This is a genomic window from Thalassospiraceae bacterium LMO-JJ14 (assembly GCA_021555105.2).
GTDB lineage: Bacteria > Pseudomonadota > Alphaproteobacteria > Rhodospirillales > Casp-alpha2 > UBA4479.
On the sequence record CP134604.1, the window covers coordinates 3,749,810 to 3,766,013 of the forward strand.

The following is a 16,204-nucleotide window of genomic DNA, read 5'->3' on the forward strand; positions in this document are numbered from 1 at the left end:
GGAGAGTTACAGAAATATTTAAGCCGCCAGCTTGTCCAGCTCATCGCAGATTTTTTCGCCCATCTGCTGCGTCGAGACCAGGGTCTTGCCGTCCTGCATGATGTCGCCGGTGCGATACCCCTGATCGAGCACATTGGCGCAGGCCTTCTCGACCATGTCCGCGTCCTCGCCCATGTCGAACGAATAGCGCAGGCACATCGCGAACGACAGCACCGTCGCCAGCGGGTTGGCCTTGCTTTCGCCGGCGATGTCGGGTGCGGAGCCGTGGACCGGTTCGTACAGCGCCTTGCGGCGACCGCTTTCATCGGCGGCACCGAGCGATGCCGACGGCAGCATGCCGAGCGAACCGGTCAGCATCGCCGCGCAATCGCTGAGCACATCGCCGAACAGGTTGTCGGTAACGATGACATCGAACTGCTTCGGGGCGCGCACGAGCTGCATGGCGCAGTTGTCGGCGTACATGTGCTCAAGCTCCACGCCCGGATAGTCCTTGCCGACCTCGGTCGCGATCTTGCGCCAGAACACACCGGTTTCCATGACGTTGGCTTTTTCGACCGAGTGCAGCTTTTTGCCGCGCTTCATGGCCAGGTCGAAGGCGGCGCGCACCACGCGCTCAACCTCGTCATGCGTATACGCGGTGGTATCGACGCAACGCTCGACGCCTTCATAGGTCTGCATGCCCTTGGGCTGGCCGAAGTAGGTGCCGGCCGTCAGTTCGCGGACGATCATGATGTCGAGACCGGCGACCAGTTCGTTCTTCAGCGACGACGCATCGGCCAGTGCCGGCATGCAGGTCGCGGGACGCAGGTTGGCGAACAGGTCCATTTCTTTTCTAAGGCGCAGCAGGCCCGCTTCAGGGCGCGCATCGCGTTCGACGTTGTCCCATTTCGGACCGCCGACGGCGCCCAGCATCACGGCATCGACATTCATGGCTTTGTCCATGGTGGCGTCGGCGAGCGCGGATTTATGCACATCGTAGGCGGCGCCACCAACCAGATCGTCCTCGATGTCGAACGAGACGTGACGGCGCTTGTCCATCCAGTCGACGACGCGCTTCACCTCACCCATCACCTCGGGACCGATCCCGTCGCCGGGCAGCATCAGCAGTTTCTTGTTGGCGGCCATTTTGTTTCCTCTTCCCTCTTTAACTTTACCTGTCATTCCCGCGCACGCGGGAACCGATGGCACCCGGCACGTCGTTCAGAACGGAGTCCCCACTTTTGCGGGGGATAATTACTCGGCAGCGGTCATGGCGCTGTTGAGCCATGCCTGACTGGTTTCTTTTTCTTTTTCATAGGTATCTATCTTGTCGCCGTTCTGCATGGTCAGACCGACATCGTCGAGGCCTTCGAGCAGGCATTTCTTCTTGAACGGATCAATTTCGAAATGAACCTCGCCACCATCAGGCCCGGTGATGACCTGGTTTTCCAGATCGACGGTGAGGGTCGCGTTGGCGCCGCGCTTGGCGTCGTCCATGACCTTTTCCCAATCTTCCTTGGGCAGCTTGATCGGCAGGATGCCGTTCTTGAAGCAGTTGTTATAGAAGATATCGGCAAAGCTCGGCGCGATGACGCACTTGATGCCGAAATCCAGGATCGCCCACGGCGCGTGTTCGCGTGACGACCCGCAGCCGAAGTTCTCATCGGCTACCAGGATCTGCGCCTTGCGGTACGCCGGCTGGTTAAGGACGAAATCCTCGACCTCGTTACCATCGTCGTCGTAACGCATTTCGTGGAACAGATGCTTGCCGAGACCACTGCGCTTGATGGTCTTCAGGAACTGCTTCGGGATCACCATGTCGGTGTCGATGTTGATCATGTCCATCGGCGCGGCAACGCTGGTCAGTTTATCGAACTTGTCCATTTTCGTTATCCTCTTCCCTAATCAGTCCAACTCGCGAACGTCGGTCAGATGACCGGTGATCGCGGCAGCGGCGGCCATCGCCGGGCTTACCAGATGAGTGCGGCCTTTCGGGCCCTGACGGCCCTTGAAGTTGCGGTTCGACGTCGACGCGCAACGCTCGCCCGGCTCCAGTTTGTCGGCGTTCATCGCCAGACACATGGAGCACCCCGGCTCACGCCATTCCCAACCGGCTTCGATGAGAATCTTGTCGAGACCTTCTTCCTCGGCCTGATCCTTAACCAACCCCGAGCCCGGTACCATCAGCGCGGTGACGCCATCGGCGACCTTGCGGCCCTTGGAAATGGCGGCGGCGGCACGGATGTCTTCGATCCGGCCGTTGGTGCAGGAACCGACGAAGACCTTGTCGACCTTGATGTCGGTGATCTTCATGCCGCCTTCGAGACCCATGTATTCAAGCGCCAGCTTGGCGGATTCCTGTTTCGCCGGATTTTCGAAATCTTCCGGACGCGGCACGGTGCCGGTGATCGGCGCGACGTCTTCCGGGCTGGTGCCCCAGGTAACCTGCGGCACGATTTCCGAAACGTCCAGTTCGACTTCCTTGTCGTAGACGGCGCCTTCGTCGCTGGGCAGCGTCTTCCAGTAAGAGACGGCAGCTTCCCAGGCGGCGCCTTTCGGCGACATCGGACGGCCCTTGAGGTATTCGAACGTGGTTTCGTCGGGAGCCACCAGACCGGCACGCGCGCCGCCTTCGATGGTCATGTTGCAGACCGTCATGCGGCCTTCCATCGACAGGTCGCGAATGGCCTGACCGGCGTATTCGATCACGTAACCCGTTCCGCCGGCGGTACCGATCTTGCCGATGATCGCCAACACCAGATCCTTCGCCGTGCAACCTTCGGGCAGCGCGCCGGTAACGGTGATGCGCATGTTTTTCAGCGGGCTTTGCAAAAGCGTCTGCGTCGCCAGCACGTGCTCGACTTCCGATGTCCCGATCCCGAACGCCAGCGCGCCGAAAGCGCCGTGCGTCGCGGTATGGCTGTCGCCGCAGACGACCGTGGTGCCGGGCAGGGTAAAGCCCTGTTCCGGACCGATGATGTGGACGATGCCCTGACGAACATCTGTTACGTCGAACAGCGGCACACCGAATTCCTTGCAGTTTTTCTGCAGGGTTTCGATCTGGATGCGGCTTTCCTCGTCCGCAATGTAGCCGCCGCGTTCCGTCGTCGACACGTTATGATCGGGAACCGCCAGCGTCAGGTCCGGACGGCGGACCTTGCGGCCGGTCGCGCGAAGGCCTTCGAACGCCTGCGGGCTGGTGACCTCGTGAGTCAGGTGCCTGTCGATATATAAAAGGCAGGTGCCGTCGTCCTGGACGTTGACCAGGTGACTATCCCAAATCTTGTCAAACAGCGTTCTCGGCTGCGCCATTGCTTCCTCCACATCGGTTCTGCCGCCGCCGGGAGACCCCGGCGGCAAAGGTGTCAGGGACCTTTAGGCCCCGGTTTCTTATTCGTCGCTGGTTGCAGGTGCTGCTGCGGCTTCGTCCTTGGCTTTTTTCGCTTCACGGGCCAGGGCGTCACGTGCGCTTTTCTCTTCCTTGGCGATCCGCTTTTCTTCGGCGGTCAGCTTGGCGGAGAAACCGTCGGTTTTCTCGGCGATACGTGCCGATTTACCCTGACGACCGCGCAGATAGTAAAGCTTGGCGCGGCGCACGTCACCACGGCGCACGACATCAATGCTGTCGATGCTGGGCGAATAGACCGGGAATACCCGCTCCACACCTTCGCCGTACGAAATCTTGCGGACCGTGAACGATTCGTTGAGGCCGCTGCCGTTACGCGCGATGCAGACCCCTTCGAACGCCTGTACACGCTCGCGCGTGCCTTCGACGACCTTCACGTTGACGCGGAGCGTATCGCCGGGGGCGAATGCCGGGACCTTACGGTCGGCGGCAAGACGGTCCTGCTGCTCCTTCTCGAGTTGTTCAATGATATTCATAGTTTGGTTTCCTTCTTGGCTTAAATATTGCCGCGCTCGTAGCGTTCCCACAAGTCGGGACGCCGCTCGCGCGTGATTTCCTCGGCCTGGGCATGACGCCAGGCGCGAACATTCTCATGATGACCGGACAGCAGGACGTCCGGGACACCCAGACCGCGCCAATCGCGCGGACGAGTGTAGTGCGGATATTCCAGCAAGCCGGTCTCGAAACTTTCCTCGTGAAGAGATTCCTCGGCGCCGATGACACCCGGCAGCAGCCGGACGCAGGCGTCAATCAGGGTCATCGCCGGCAACTCACCGCCGGACAGGACAAAATCACCGAGCGAGACTTCCTCGCCCGGATAGGCGTCCATGATGCGCGCATCGAACCCTTCAAAGCGCCCGGCAACGGCGATCAGGCCCGGACCTTCGGCAAGCGCGCGAACCCGTTCCTGAGTCAGCGGCCGGCCCCTCGGCGTCAGATAGACGAGCGCAAGGTCTTCATGTCCCTGCCGGGCGGCCTCGATGGCGCGGCCAAGCACATCGGCCCGCATCACCATTCCCGGTCCACCCCCGAACGGCACGTCATCGACGCTGGCGTGCTTGTCCTCGGCAAAGCTTCGGATATCAACCGCGTCCAGCGACCACAGACCCCGGTTCAGCGCCTGCCCTGTCAGGGACACGCCGAGCGGCCCCGGAAACATGTCCGGGAAGATGGTCAGCACGCGGGCGCGCCACATCTTATCTGCCTGTTGGTCGTTCACGTCGTTTCGTCCTCTACGCTTTCTTCTTCCTTGCCCGGCGGATCAAACAATCCATCCGGGGGATCGATCACCATCTTGCCGCCTTCGATGTCCACTTCCGGCACGGCTGCCCGTGTAAACGGGACCATGACATTGCCGGAAATCTCAACCACCGGACCGGCACCGAAATCGAAAACACCGATCACCTTTCCGATCACATCGCCAGAAACACTGACCGCTTTCAGCCCTTCCATGTCCGAGTGATAAAACTCGTCCTCGTCAGGCGCCGGCAGTTGATCTCGCTCGATGAACAGTTCCGTTCGTTTGAGCGCTTCCGCTGCCGTGCGGTCGTTGATCCCGTCGACCCTGGCCAGAACAACACCCTTTTGTGTGCCCGTGACCTTAAGATCGAACCGCCGTTCGCCCGTTTTATCGTAGAGCGGGCTGTATGCGCCGATTGCGGCCGGATCATCGGTGAAGCTCTTGATACGAACTTCGCCTTTGATGCCCCTGACCCCGACGATGATGCCGAGGCGGACGGGATTTTCCAGGCGCTGGTGCATGGCGGACGACATGGACCGGATCTGCGATCAGGCCTCCTCTTTCTTCTCTTCTTCAGCCGGGGCTTCCTCAGCAGCGGCTTCTTCAGCCGGGGCTTCCTCAGCCGCAGCTTCTTCAGCCGGGGCTTCTTCGGCGGCAGCTTCTTCAGCCGGCGCTTCCTCGGCGGCGACTTCAGCTTCCGTCGGCGCTTCGGCGGCAGCGGCAGCTTCAGCGGCAGCAGCTTTCTTGGCTTCGGCTTCGGCCATACGTTCTTGCGCTTTGGCTTTCGGCAGATGCTTTTTGGTCTGCTCGTGGATTACCGGGCGCTCGCCCATGTCCAGCACGGCCAGAAAGCGGGCAACACGGTCCGACGGCGTGGCGCCGACACCGAGCCAGTACTTTGCGCGGTCCTGATCCAGCTTGATCCGGTCCGGATGGTCCTTGGCCAGCATCGGGTTGTAGGAGCCGATACGCTCGATGAAGCGGCCGTCACGCGCACGGCGGGAATCGGCGACAACGATGCGGTAGTAAGGGCGCTTTTTTGCCCCGCCGCGGGAAAGTCGAATTTTCAATGACATGTGCTGTTTTGTCCTTCTCAGTAGTCGTTCAAATCGTCTGTTAAAAGTTTCGGTTATCGTTTCAACGGCGAAACCCCATCGGGAGCCTCGGCGTTATCTCATGCCGGGGGGCAGTCCGCCCCCCATCGGAGGAAAGCCGCCGCCGGGCAAGCCGCGCATCATGCCCGCCTTCCCCATCTTGCCGACCTTCTTCATCATCTGTGACATCTGCTTGTGCTGCTTCAGCACGCGGTTCACTTCCTGCACCGTGGTGCCGGAACCGGTGGCAATGCGCCGGCGGCGTGATCCGTTGAGAATTTTCGGATTGCGGCGTTCCTTCGGCGTCATCGCCAGAATGATTGCTTCCTGGTGCGCCAGCATCTTGTCGTCGACGTTGGCGGCTGCCATCTGCTGCTTAGCCTTGGCCGCCCCCGGCAACATACCGAGAATACCGTCGAGACTGCCCATCTGGCGGATCTTGCGGAACTGATCGACCATGTCTTCCAGCGTGAACTCGCCTTTCATCATCTTCTTGGCGAGCTTCTCGGCCTCTTCTTCCTCAACGACCTGCTGTGCTTTCTCGACCAGGCCGACAACATCGCCCATCCCGAGGATCGAGCCCGCGACACGGTTCGCATCAAAGGCATCGAGCGCATCCATTTTTTCGCCGGTACCCAGCAGCTTGATCGGCTTGCCGGTCACGGCACGCATCGACAGCGCTGCGCCACCGCGTGCATCGCCGTCGACACGGGTCAGCACGATACCGGAAATGCCGACTTTCTCGTCGAATTCGCTGGCCAGATTGACTGCGTCCTGACCGGTCATCGCATCAACGACCAAAAGCGTTTCCGCCGGCTTGGCCACATCACGGACCTGGCTTACTTCGCGCATCAATTCCTGATCGATATGCAGGCGGCCCGCGGTATCGAGAATGACGACGTCGTAACCTTCGGTACGCCCGGTATGCATTGCCCGCTTGGCAATGGCGACCGGTTGCTCACCAAAGATCGGTGACAACACGGTGACGTCGGTCTGCTGACCCAATTGCTGCAATTGCTGTTGCGCCGCCGGGCGGTAGATATCCAACGACGCCATCAGGACTTTCTTTTTGTCACGGTTGGTCAGCCTGAGGCCGATCTTCGCCGACGTGGTCGTTTTACCCGAGCCCTGCAAACCAACCATAAGAATACAGGCCGGCGGGCTGACATCGATCCTGAGTGCTTCCGGAACGGTGCCGCCCAGCATCTCGACCATATGGTCGTTGACAATTTTGACGACTTGTTGACCCGGCTGCACCGAGCGCAGAACTTCCTGCCCGACGGCCTTTTCACGGACACCGTCGATGAACGTCTTGACGACGGAAAGCGCGACGTCGGCTTCGAGCAGCGCGACACGAATGTCACGCAGTGCGGCATCAACGTCGGCTTCCTTCAACGCGCCCCGTTTTTTGAGGCCGTCGAATATGTCGCCAAGCTTGCTTTGCAGTCCGTCAAACATCGCAAAATTCCATAACTTGCGGATCGGCCAAAAGCCCACAACAGGTTACGCGCCAGTGCGCGAAACTCGCGGATTGGCGGCGCCCCTCAAGGCGTGGGTTTGGAATGACCCTGAAAACGGCGGCAAAATATGTGCAGGCGGCACGGAAGTCAAGCGTTCCGGCAGCCACCCGGTATCGCTTTCGTCAAAGCTCGGAGAACAGGATTCTGAGCTGATCCCGCTCTTTACCGTATTCTTCGGCTGACAGAATCTTGTCTATTGTCTTTCCGTTCGATGACAAAGGCAGCCGCAAGGCAATATAAAACGTACTATAGCCTTCGGCCAGCGGCACTTCGGTAAGGAAAGTATGCGGCTGCTTCGATGAAAAAACCTTGTTGTACTGATCCCAAATACACTGTGCGTATTCCGGCGGCGTCAAATCCATAACGGATTTACCGGAGAGATCGTAATGATGCAGGTTTGTGATCGCCGTCCCCCAGTATCTGTATATGAAATTAAGCGGCTCGTGCTGAACATCGACAACACAGATTCTGGGCAGCAGTTCAGGGGGTAATTCAAGCATATTGAATTCCGACCATGACGGCGCAATACCACCCGACTCGGACTTTTTCATCGACCAGTAATTACACGTTTTGCGTAAATCTATAAAAGAATGATCGTTTAAATCGAGTATTTTAAATTTGATATCCTGCAAGGATTCCAGACCCCGTTTACTGGCCGTCATGGCTTGGAGAAATAATCGCGATATTGGTCAACTAAAGCGAAGCTATATTAGAAGAACCTTATGATCCGTTAACTCGAGCGACCCTTTGACTTATGTTGACCATTGCTAGGCTTCATTGCACGTTTCAACGATGATTATCGAGCAACTCGACGATATCCTCCGGCCATTCGGTCTTTCTACCCGAGGTGCCCTTCATGCCGAAGCCCGCGAATCTATTCCGTCCAATATGGCCACATTGATCCTGATCGGCAACAAAGGACCTGATATGTGGCGCAGCTTTTCCGCGAATATACCGGAAGACCCCAACCCATTAGACACATGGACAAAACAAATACTCGTACAGGTTGCCAATAGCTTTGATGCCTTGGCGATCTATCCGTTCGAAGGTCCCCCGCATTATCCCTTTCAACGCTGGGCAATGATGGCCGACGACGTCGCGCAATCGCCGATCGGTCCATTGATCCATCCCGTTTACGGCATGTGGCATGCCTATCGCGCCGCATTCCTGTTCAAGGAGAGACTGGATATACCGGATGTCGCGCACACACCGTCCCCCTGCACAACCTGCGCTGACCAGCCATGCCTGAAAACCTGCCCGGTATCCGCCTTTCGCCCCGGCCAGTACGATGTCGCAGCTTGCCGGGACCATATAGCCAGTGAAGCCGGGCGGTCATGCCTTGAGAACGCCTGCCTGGCGCGCCGCGCCTGCCCGGTGGGGCGGGAGTACATATATCAACCGGCACAGGCCGCATTTCACATGCAGCATTTCCTGCGTGCCGGACAAAGCAGCGAATAACCAAAATCACCTTCGCTATGGACTTCAGGGGCCTGTCGGACCTATGTAAGGCCCTGAACACAAGCTTGAGCACAACCATGAACACGGAATTGCCATTTACGAAGATGCACGGTCTCGGGAACGACTTTGTCGTTATCGACGCGCGTGCGCGTGCCGTATCGTTCAATGATGCCCAGGCAAAACGAATTGCCGACCGTCACACCGGCGTCGGCTGCGACCAGTTCATCGTGCTGGAACCCGCCAGCAACGCCGATGCCGACGTCTTCATGCGTATCCGCAATCATGACGGCGGCGAGGTCGGTGCATGCGGCAATGCGACCCGCTGCATCGCCGATCAGTTGATGAATGAGATGGGGACGGACAAAGCCATCATCGAGACGCTGGCCGGCAATCTGCAGACCTGGCGCGCCGACGGCGGCCTTGTCACCGTCGACATGGGGCCGGTCAACACGGACTGGGGCGACATACCGCTGGCGCGCGAGATGGACACCCTGCATGTGGACCTGACGCAGGGCCCGCTCAACGATCCGGCCTGCGTCAACGTCGGCAACCCGCACACCAGCTTTTTCGTCGACGATGTGGATGCTGTCGATCTGCAAAAGCTCGGCCCCCTGATTGAGAGCGATCCGCTGTTTCCCGAACGCACGAACGTGCAGGTCGTACAGGTTCTGTCGGAAAGCAAGATCCGCGTCCGGGTCTGGGAGCGCGGCGCCGGCATGACACTGGCCAGCGGATCGAGCGCGTGTGCCACCGGCGTCAACGCGCACCGGCGCGGCCTGACCGGGCCGCGTGTCGAGGTCGAGCTTCTGGGCGGCACGCTCGTTGTCGAGCACACCGCCGAAGGCCGCGTTACACAGACCGGGCCGTTTGCAACCAGCTTCCAGGGCGTGATCTCGGCCGAATTGCTGGGAGATGCCTTATGAGCGGCGCCGAAGTCATCAGCATGGGCTGCCGCCTGAATGCATTCGAAAGCGAAGTGATCCGCGATCATGCCGGGCGCGCGCATCTGGACGATGCCATAATCGTCAACACCTGTGCCGTCACCGCCGAGGCCGAACGCCAGGCGCGGCAAACCATCCGCCGTGCCTATCGCAAGAATCCCGGCAAGAAGATCATCGTCACCGGTTGTGCCGCCCAGCTTGATCCTGCCGGGTTCGCCGCGATGCCCGAGGTCGCCCACGTGATCGGCAACGAGGAAAAGATGAAGGCCGAGACGTTTGCCGGCCTGAACGGCCATCCCGAAGTCCGTGTCGCCGACATCATGACGGTACGCGAAACGGCTTCGCATCTCGTCAAGGGCTTCGATGGACGTGCGCGCGCCTTCGTGCAGATTCAACAGGGCTGCGATCACCGCTGCACGTTCTGCATCATCCCGTTTGCACGCGGCAACAACCGCTCAGTGCCGCTGGGGGCCATCGTCGAGCAGACGCGGACGCTGGTGCGCGAAGGCTTCCGCGAAATTGTCCTGACCGGCGTCGACATCTGCTCGTATGGAAGCGACCTGCCGGGACAGCCGCGCCTCGGCGAAATCGTCAAGAGGCTACTGGTACAGGTGCCCGAACTGGAACGCCTGCGGCTCAGCTCGCTCGATCCCGCCGCCATGGATGATACACTGTTCGATGTGCTGGCGTCCGACCCCCGTCTGATGCCGCATCTGCACCTGAGTTTGCAGGCGATGGACGACATGGTGCTGAAACGCATGAAGCGCCGGCATTCCCGTGACGATGCCCTGCGCATTGCCGAGCGGGCGCGCAAAGCCCGTACCGATGTCGTGTTGGGCGGCGATTTTATCGCCGGCTTCCCGACCGAGACCGAAACCATGTTCGATAACACGCTCTGTGCGGTTCAGGACATGGGGCTGACACACCTGCATGTGTTTCCCTATTCGGAGCGCGACGGCACACCGGCGGCAAAAATGCCAGCAGTGCCAACCGGCGAACGCAAGGCCCGCGCCGAGCAACTGCGCCGCGTGGGAGAGACGCAGTTGGCCGAATTCCTGAAGATGCAGATCGGCCAGGAAGCGCAGGTTCTTGTTGAAAAGGACGGCCGCGGCCACACGCAACATTACGTCGCAGCCGCGATTATCGACGGCGCACAACCCGGCGAGATCGTCTCAGGGCGGGTTACCGGCGTGCACGAGAACGCGCTTCAGGTACAGCGTCTGTCATGAGCGACGGCGAACAGACAGGCTGGCTCGGCAGACTGCGCCGGGGCCTCGGCAAATCATCCGACAAAATCGCCGGTTCGATCACGTCCATCTTCCGCGCCCGGAAACTGGACCAGGCCGCACTCGACGAGTTGGAAGAAGCACTGATCACCGCGGATATCGGCGTTACCACGTCGGCCAAGCTGGTCAATGCCCTGGCAAAATCGAAATTCGACAAGGACGTCACCGACGAAGAAGTCCGCGAAGCGCTGGCCGAGGAAATGTCGGCAATCCTGGATCCCGTCGCCCGGCCGCTTGAAATAAATACCCAGCACCGACCGCACGTCATACTGGTCTGCGGCGTCAACGGCTCGGGCAAGACCACGACCATCGGCAAGCTCGCCAATCGCTTCAAGGCCGAAGGCAAGTCGGTGATGCTGGTCGCCGGGGATACCTTCCGCGCCGCCGCCGTCGAGCAACTCCAGATCTGGGGCGAACGTTCCGGCTGCCCCGTCATTTCCGGCAATCACGGCGCCGATGCCGCCGGTCTTGCCTATGGCGCACTGGAACAAGCCAAGGCGGACAATATCGAGGTCGTTTTGATCGATACGGCAGGCCGTCTGCAGAACCGCAAGGATCTGATGGCGGAGCTTGAAAAGATCATTCGCGTCATCAAGAAAATCGACGAAACGGCGCCGCACACCACCCTTCTAGTCATGGACAGCACCATCGGCCAGAACGCGCACAGCCAGGTCGAGACCTTCAAGGACATGGTCGATGTTTCTGGGCTGGTGATGACCAAACTCGACGGATCGGCCAAGGGCGGCGTCGTGATCGGTCTGGCCGAGAAATTTACCCTCCCCGTACATGCGGTCGGCGTCGGCGAGGGGATCGACGATCTGCGCCCGTTTGAGGCTCGCGCTTTTGCCCGCGCACTGATGGGGCTCTCCTGAAGGCATCCATTAGGGGGCGCTTGATTTCCACGCCAATGCCACCAACATGACGAACCGGGGCAAACGCCCATCCACATCCAGGGGGAGACACCAATATGCTATACGAGCTTCGCATCTATCATTGCGCACCGGGCCGCATGCCTGCGCTTCTGAACCGCTTCGAGGAAACGACGTTGGCCAAATGGGAACAGCATGGCATCCGTCAGGCCGGATTCTGGGTCCCCGAAATCGGCGACAACAATCACGATCTTTACTACATGCTGGCATGGGAATCGCTGGCCGAGCGCGAAGAAAAATGGAACGCCTTTATGACCGATCCTGAATGGATTGCTGCGCGTGCTGCAAGCGAGAAGGACGGGCCTATCCTCACAGGAATCTCCAACCACATCCTGAAGCCGACGGCATTTTCCTCGGTAAAGTAACGCCGCTTCAGGCGTCCGCGATTTCCGGATAGACGAACAGCGCCGGCGTGCCGCCGGTGTGCAAAAACACCACGGCACCCGCGCTGTCGAGCTTTCCCGACCGTGCATAATCGATCAGCCCGGCCATTGCCTTTCCGGTATAGACCGGATCGAGAAAAATCCCTTCCGATTGGGCCAGCAGGCGGACGGCATCCGCCATTTCCGGCGTCTCGGCACCATAGCCCGGCCCGACATAAGCCCCGTCACAGTTGACGTCAATGACATCGGCAAGGTCCGGTCTGTCGATAAAGCTGCAGACATCCGCAACAAGGGCGGCGACCTTTGCTTTCTGCGCCGCAGCCGCACGGCTGACACACATGCCAAGAACCGGAATTTCCAACCCGGCCAGCGCCAATCCTACCAGCAAACCGGCCTGCGTTCCGGCGCTGCCGCTGGCATGCACGATAAGCCCCGGATGGACACTCTGCGCCCTGAGTTGCGCCGCTAGTTCGAAGGCGCAGGCAACATAGCCGAGCGACCCCAGTGCGTTGGAGCCGCCGACCGGCACCACATACACCGTCTCGCCCGCTTGCGTCAGTTCATCCGCAAGTGTCGCCATGGCCGCATCCATGTCGGCGTCCTTGTCGATAAACCGCGGCACCACGCCAAACAGATGATCCAGCAATGCGTTGCCGTTGGTTTCATACAGTTCGTCGCTGCGCACGCGCTCAAGCACGCAGTGGCAGGCCATGCCGAGCCGACTTGCAGCGGCCGCTGTCTGACGCACATGATTGGACTGCGTACCGCCTGCCGTGACGATGACCGTGGCTTTCTTGGCGACTGCATCGGCCATCAGAAATTCGAGTTTTCGGACCTTGTTGCCGCCCAGCGCAAAGCCCGTGCAGTCGTCGCGCTTGATCCAGATATCGGGCCCGCCGAGGGACGCCGTTAAATTCGCAAGATGCTCCAGCGGTGTCGGCGCAAAGGCCAGCGGGACACGCGGATATTTGTCCAGAAGATCCCCCATCAGGGCGCTGTAACCGGCATATCGATGGGGCCTTCGGCACGGCTGTGCACGAATTGATCCACATAGTCATTGCCGCTGCCCATCATTTTACCGGCATCGCCATGCCAGATGATGCGTCCTTCATGCAGCATTGCGACCTTATCCCCAAGCCGCCCCGCGCCCGCCATATCGCTGTCGATGGAAATTGCCGTGCAGCCGATCTGGCGCACCAGGTCGAGAATAAGATCGTTGATAACGTTTGACATGATTGGATCGAGACCGGCCGTCGGCTCATCTAGCAGCAACAGCTCTGGGTCACCGAAAATGGCGCGGGCGATACCGACCCGCTTTTGCATGCCGCCGGACAGTTCCGCCGGCGACAAATCGGCGACGTCGGGGTCCAGCCCAACCATGACAAGCTTGTCGATGGCGGCGCTCTTGATCTCGGCGCGCTCGGTATCGCCGGCCTGCAAAGCCCGAAAGCCGATGTTTTCCCACGTTGTTAAACTGTCAAACAGGCCCGAGCGTTGAAACAACATGCCGGTCCGGGCAATGAAAGCATCACGCGCGGCGCCCCGGTAGCGTGCCGTGTCCTCTCCGCCGACGATGACCTTACCGGCATCGATGGGAATCAGCCCGAGGATACATTTCAGAAGCAATGTTTTCCCGGAACCGGACGTGCCGATCAGCACCAGGGATTCGCCCTGGGTGACGCTCATGTCGACGCCCTTCAGCACATGCTTGGGACCGAAGCTTTTCGTCAGGCCGGCAACGTCGATAAACGGCTGCGTCATACGATGCTTTCCCATTGGCCCGGATCGGGGGCCGTTTTAAACCATTCGGTTTCGCGTTCATAGGCCCGCCCGACCCGGTACAGCGTTGCTTCGTCAAACGGCCGCCCTATAAACTGCACGGATGACGGCAGTCCGGCTGCGGTGAAGCCGGTCGGCACGCTGAGCCCCGGCAGACCCAGGAAATTCACCGGTCGAGAACAGTGCCCGACCCGCTGCAACATGGCGGCGGCGTTCGGGCCGTCCTTCATGTCCGTTTCGGCAATGCTCGGCACGTCCATGACCATCATCGGCGTCATCAGGACATCAACCTTGCCGAATACCAATTCATTGAAATCCGCCAGCGCCCGGGTGCGCAGATTCAGCGCCTGAACGTATCGCGTCGCCGGCGTTGCAAAACCACCCGCGAACCGTGCGAATGTCTGTTTGCCATACTCATTCCCGCGCGTTTCCATCCACTGCTGATGCAAGGCCGCACCCTCGGTCGCTGTGATCAGACTTGTCAGGGCATTGGTATATTGAATGATGTCCGGCAGATCGACGTCGACGAACTCGGTGCCTGCCTTCTTCAACACTTCGACCGTGTCGGCGAAACGGCTGGACGGTTCCTCGTCCATGCCGTCCATGAAGTGGCTGTTCGGCAAGCCGATCTTCAAACCGGCGACGCCGTCTTCGATACCGGCGAGATAATCCGCTACCGGCACGTCTGCCGAAGACGCATCGTCCTGGTCGTATCCGGCGATCACGGAGAGCATCAGAGCGTTATCCGTCACTGTACGCGTCAGCGGTCCAATGGTATCGAGCGTATGCGACAACGGCATGGCACCGAAGCGACTGACGCGGCCCATGGTCACTTTCATACCGACGACGCCGCAACACGCAGCCGGAAGTCGCACTGAACCGCCGGTATCCGACCCAAGCGCTGCGAATGTCGCCCGTGCGGCAACGGACGCGCCGGACCCGCTCGACGAACCGCCGGTGACATGCGCCGGATTCCAGGGATTGCGTACATTCCCGGTTATTTCATTATGGCCCGTCACACCAAGCGCGAACTCGACCATATTGAGCCGCGCGATATCAAGCGCGCCGGCCTGATCCAGCCTGCTCAACGCCCCCGACAATACGTCCGGCATGAACCCCTTGCGAATGGCCGAGCCGCATTCGCTAAGCCGCCCCGGCCGGTAGAACATATCCTTGTGCGCCAGCGGCACGCCCCAAAGCGGCGTCGTCGCCGGATTGGCATCGGCCTCGGCGGCCTGTTTTAATGCTGCGTCCTCATCCATCCCTGCGACTAGGTTCAAAGGTTTGCCGCGCGCATGAAACCGCGCAATGGAGGCTTCCGTAACCTCGCGTGATGATACCTTGCCGGATTTCAAGGCGGCGGCGACATCAACCAAGGTCGCATCGCAGGGATTGGACGGGAAATCAGTCACAGTTCAGTTGCCGGGTCTGATCGCTGAGATTTCTTTGAGAAGCTTATAGTACTGCGCCGGTTCCGTATCGAACTCAAGGCCACCACCCGCTTTACGGAGTGTGTCCCCGATCGACGTGCCGGATCGTGACGGGTCCATGATCTCGCGGTCACCAAGGTCGACTGCCTGCACATTCTCCATCCAATAGCGGAACGCATCTTTATCGTTCATGGCTTCCTGATCCAGTTTCCCGATGCATCCTGAACATATTCGCCGGATGGCGCTCTGTTGATTGCCTTATCCGCGGCAAGTTTCTCAACGGTGTTGAGTGGGATGTTGTTCTTGCGGGCGATATCACGGTAAAGCTGACGGCGTTGAAGGTTCACGTCATTGACCAGTTGCGCAACACCGGGGGCGTTCTGCACGATGCCGATATAACCATCCAGTTTCTCGCCCACGTAACCCTGCGCTTGTGCCTGCTGAAGCGTCAGCGACTGCGCGGCGGCAGGTTCCGGGGCAAAAAGCCCAAGGACAAGCCCCGATAACAGGGCAAAGACGGCAATCATTCGATGTAATCTGTTCATGTCGATCACTTCCTAGAACAGGGCCGGATTGCTCGATAGAGCCTTATCCAGATCCTTTTCGACGCGGACCCGGACCTCGTGTTCGATCTTCACATTGAGATTGATGACAATGGGCTTGTCCGGGGCTTCAACCTTGACCCGGGGTTCACAGGCAATAAGCGGAAATGTGATTGATACCGTAGCGAGTACAGCACAAAGTTTACGGTACGACATC

The 16,204-nt window shown here is 59.7% G+C and carries 19 protein-coding genes and 1 pseudogene; 5 read left to right on the forward strand and 15 right to left on the reverse strand.

Annotation, left to right across the window (positions count from 1 at the left end; genetic code table 11):
- Positions 1-18 precede the first annotated feature (18 nt).
- The 9 genes and pseudogenes from leuB to L2D14_17780 form a co-directional block, all read right to left on the reverse strand.
- Complete coding sequence (gene leuB, locus L2D14_17740; GenBank protein ID WNJ99692.1) at positions 19-1,125, reverse strand: 3-isopropylmalate dehydrogenase; 1,107 nt, start codon at positions 1,123-1,125, stop codon at positions 19-21.
- A gap of 108 nt (positions 1,126-1,233) precedes the next feature.
- Positions 1,234-1,863 (reverse strand): 3-isopropylmalate dehydratase small subunit, encoded by a 630-nt coding sequence (gene leuD / locus L2D14_17745; protein WNJ99693.1) that lies wholly within the window; start codon positions 1,861-1,863, stop codon positions 1,234-1,236.
- Positions 1,864-1,884: 21 nt separating this feature from the next.
- Positions 1,885-3,291: a 3-isopropylmalate dehydratase large subunit gene (gene leuC, locus L2D14_17750; GenBank protein ID WNJ99694.1), complete on the reverse strand. Its 1,407-nt coding sequence runs from the start codon at positions 3,289-3,291 to the stop codon at positions 1,885-1,887.
- Positions 3,292-3,369: 78 nt separating this feature from the next.
- Positions 3,370-3,861, reverse strand: a complete 492-nt coding sequence (rplS, locus tag L2D14_17755) for a 50S ribosomal protein L19 (GenBank protein ID WNJ99695.1) — start codon at positions 3,859-3,861, stop codon at positions 3,370-3,372.
- A 20-nt stretch (positions 3,862-3,881) separates the two neighbouring features.
- A complete protein-coding gene (gene trmD / locus L2D14_17760; GenBank protein WNK01702.1) occupies positions 3,882-4,580 on the reverse strand; it encodes a tRNA (guanosine(37)-N1)-methyltransferase TrmD in 699 nt (232 codons plus the stop codon).
- A gap of 20 nt (positions 4,581-4,600) precedes the next feature.
- Positions 4,601-5,158 carry a ribosome maturation factor RimM gene (rimM, locus tag L2D14_17765; protein ID WNJ99696.1) on the reverse strand — a complete coding sequence of 186 codons (558 nt, stop codon included), beginning with the start codon at positions 5,156-5,158 and terminating at the stop codon, positions 4,601-4,603.
- Positions 5,159-5,332: 174 nt separating this feature from the next.
- A pseudogene (gene rpsP, locus L2D14_17770) lies at positions 5,333-5,701 on the reverse strand (30S ribosomal protein S16).
- Between the two features lie 93 nt (positions 5,702-5,794).
- On the reverse strand, positions 5,795-7,177 hold the full coding sequence (ffh, locus tag L2D14_17775; GenBank protein WNJ99697.1) for a signal recognition particle protein: 1,383 nt from the start codon (positions 7,175-7,177) through the stop codon (positions 5,795-5,797).
- Positions 7,178-7,361: 184 nt separating this feature from the next.
- Complete coding sequence (locus L2D14_17780; GenBank protein WNJ99698.1) at positions 7,362-7,739, reverse strand: hypothetical protein; 378 nt, start codon at positions 7,737-7,739, stop codon at positions 7,362-7,364.
- A gap of 292 nt (positions 7,740-8,031) precedes the next feature.
- Here L2D14_17780 and L2D14_17785 point away from each other — a divergent pair, with 292 nt between their 5' ends.
- The 5 genes from L2D14_17785 (at position 8,032) to L2D14_17805 (ending at position 12,218) form a co-directional block, all read left to right on the forward strand.
- Complete coding sequence (locus L2D14_17785; GenBank protein ID WNJ99699.1) at positions 8,032-8,697, forward strand: ferredoxin; 666 nt, start codon at positions 8,032-8,034, stop codon at positions 8,695-8,697.
- 77 nt (positions 8,698-8,774) lie between these two features.
- Positions 8,775-9,620 carry a diaminopimelate epimerase gene (gene dapF, locus L2D14_17790; protein ID WNJ99700.1) on the forward strand — a complete coding sequence of 282 codons (846 nt, stop codon included), beginning with the start codon at positions 8,775-8,777 and terminating at the stop codon, positions 9,618-9,620.
- Entirely contained in the window at positions 9,617-10,867 is a 1,251-nt protein-coding gene (mtaB, locus tag L2D14_17795; protein WNJ99701.1) for a tRNA (N(6)-L-threonylcarbamoyladenosine(37)-C(2))-methylthiotransferase MtaB, read from the forward strand. Before dapF ends, mtaB begins: the two co-directional genes overlap by 4 nt.
- Complete coding sequence (ftsY, locus tag L2D14_17800) at positions 10,864-11,796, forward strand: signal recognition particle-docking protein FtsY (protein WNJ99702.1); 933 nt, start codon at positions 10,864-10,866, stop codon at positions 11,794-11,796. The genes mtaB and ftsY overlap by 4 nt, the downstream gene beginning before the upstream one ends.
- A gap of 95 nt (positions 11,797-11,891) precedes the next feature.
- Complete coding sequence (locus tag L2D14_17805; GenBank protein WNJ99703.1) at positions 11,892-12,218, forward strand: NIPSNAP family protein; 327 nt, start codon at positions 11,892-11,894, stop codon at positions 12,216-12,218.
- A gap of 7 nt (positions 12,219-12,225) precedes the next feature.
- Here the strand turns inward: L2D14_17805 and L2D14_17810 are convergent, their stop codons facing one another.
- From L2D14_17810 to L2D14_17835, 6 genes are read right to left on the reverse strand one after another with little or no spacing between them, the layout of a single operon-like run.
- A complete protein-coding gene (locus L2D14_17810; GenBank protein WNJ99704.1) occupies positions 12,226-13,224 on the reverse strand; it encodes a D-cysteine desulfhydrase in 999 nt (332 codons plus the stop codon).
- Positions 13,224-13,997, reverse strand: coding sequence for an ATP-binding cassette domain-containing protein (locus tag L2D14_17815; protein ID WNJ99705.1), 774 nt, complete (start codon positions 13,995-13,997; stop codon positions 13,224-13,226). The genes L2D14_17810 and L2D14_17815 overlap by 1 nt, the downstream gene beginning before the upstream one ends.
- Positions 13,994-15,427: an amidase gene (locus L2D14_17820; protein WNJ99706.1), complete on the reverse strand. Its 1,434-nt coding sequence runs from the start codon at positions 15,425-15,427 to the stop codon at positions 13,994-13,996. The genes L2D14_17815 and L2D14_17820 overlap by 4 nt, the downstream gene beginning before the upstream one ends.
- 3 nt (positions 15,428-15,430) lie before the next feature.
- Positions 15,431-15,637: a hypothetical protein gene (locus L2D14_17825; GenBank protein ID WNJ99707.1), complete on the reverse strand. Its 207-nt coding sequence runs from the start codon at positions 15,635-15,637 to the stop codon at positions 15,431-15,433.
- The gene (locus L2D14_17830) at positions 15,634-15,990 is read right to left on the reverse strand and encodes a YdbL family protein (GenBank protein WNJ99708.1); all 357 of its coding nucleotides are present in this window, start codon (positions 15,988-15,990) and stop codon (positions 15,634-15,636) included. The genes L2D14_17825 and L2D14_17830 overlap by 4 nt, the downstream gene beginning before the upstream one ends.
- A gap of 12 nt (positions 15,991-16,002) precedes the next feature.
- A complete protein-coding gene (locus tag L2D14_17835) occupies positions 16,003-16,203 on the reverse strand; it encodes a YnbE family lipoprotein (GenBank protein ID WNJ99709.1) in 201 nt (66 codons plus the stop codon).
- Position 16,204: the final 1 nt, after the last annotated feature.

What these genes read in the sequence shown, in the direction of transcription:
- L2D14_17805 (WNJ99703.1), top strand. Translation starts at nt 11,892, where the DNA reads ATGCTATACGAGCTTCGCATCTATCATTGCGCACCGGGCCGCATGCCT.
- dapF (WNJ99700.1), top strand. Translation starts at nt 8,775, where the DNA reads ATGAACACGGAATTGCCATTTACGAAGATGCACGGTCTCGGGAACGAC.
- mtaB (WNJ99701.1), top strand. Translation starts at nt 9,617, where the DNA reads ATGAGCGGCGCCGAAGTCATCAGCATGGGCTGCCGCCTGAATGCATTC.
- L2D14_17810 (WNJ99704.1), bottom strand. Translation starts at nt 13,224, where the DNA reads ATGGGGGATCTTCTGGACAAATATCCGCGTGTCCCGCTGGCCTTTGCG.
- leuD (WNJ99693.1), bottom strand. Translation starts at nt 1,863, where the DNA reads ATGGACAAGTTCGATAAACTGACCAGCGTTGCCGCGCCGATGGACATG.
- L2D14_17785 (WNJ99699.1), top strand. Translation starts at nt 8,032, where the DNA reads ATGATTATCGAGCAACTCGACGATATCCTCCGGCCATTCGGTCTTTCT.
- L2D14_17780 (WNJ99698.1), bottom strand. Translation starts at nt 7,739, where the DNA reads ATGCTTGAATTACCCCCTGAACTGCTGCCCAGAATCTGTGTTGTCGAT.
- rplS (WNJ99695.1), bottom strand. Translation starts at nt 3,861, where the DNA reads ATGAATATCATTGAACAACTCGAGAAGGAGCAGCAGGACCGTCTTGCC.
- L2D14_17825 (WNJ99707.1), bottom strand. Translation starts at nt 15,637, where the DNA reads ATGAACGATAAAGATGCGTTCCGCTATTGGATGGAGAATGTGCAGGCA.
- ftsY (WNJ99702.1), top strand. Translation starts at nt 10,864, where the DNA reads ATGAGCGACGGCGAACAGACAGGCTGGCTCGGCAGACTGCGCCGGGGC.
- leuB (WNJ99692.1), bottom strand. Translation starts at nt 1,125, where the DNA reads ATGGCCGCCAACAAGAAACTGCTGATGCTGCCCGGCGACGGGATCGGT.
- L2D14_17830 (WNJ99708.1), bottom strand. Translation starts at nt 15,990, where the DNA reads ATGAACAGATTACATCGAATGATTGCCGTCTTTGCCCTGTTATCGGGG.
- ffh (WNJ99697.1), bottom strand. Translation starts at nt 7,177, where the DNA reads ATGTTTGACGGACTGCAAAGCAAGCTTGGCGACATATTCGACGGCCTC.
- L2D14_17835 (WNJ99709.1), bottom strand. Translation starts at nt 16,203, where the DNA reads ATGTCGTACCGTAAACTTTGTGCTGTACTCGCTACGGTATCAATCACA.
- leuC (WNJ99694.1), bottom strand. Translation starts at nt 3,291, where the DNA reads ATGGCGCAGCCGAGAACGCTGTTTGACAAGATTTGGGATAGTCACCTG.
- rimM (WNJ99696.1), bottom strand. Translation starts at nt 5,158, where the DNA reads ATGTCGTCCGCCATGCACCAGCGCCTGGAAAATCCCGTCCGCCTCGGC.
- trmD (WNK01702.1), bottom strand. Translation starts at nt 4,580, where the DNA reads ATGTGGCGCGCCCGCGTGCTGACCATCTTCCCGGACATGTTTCCGGGG.
- L2D14_17815 (WNJ99705.1), bottom strand. Translation starts at nt 13,997, where the DNA reads ATGACGCAGCCGTTTATCGACGTTGCCGGCCTGACGAAAAGCTTCGGT.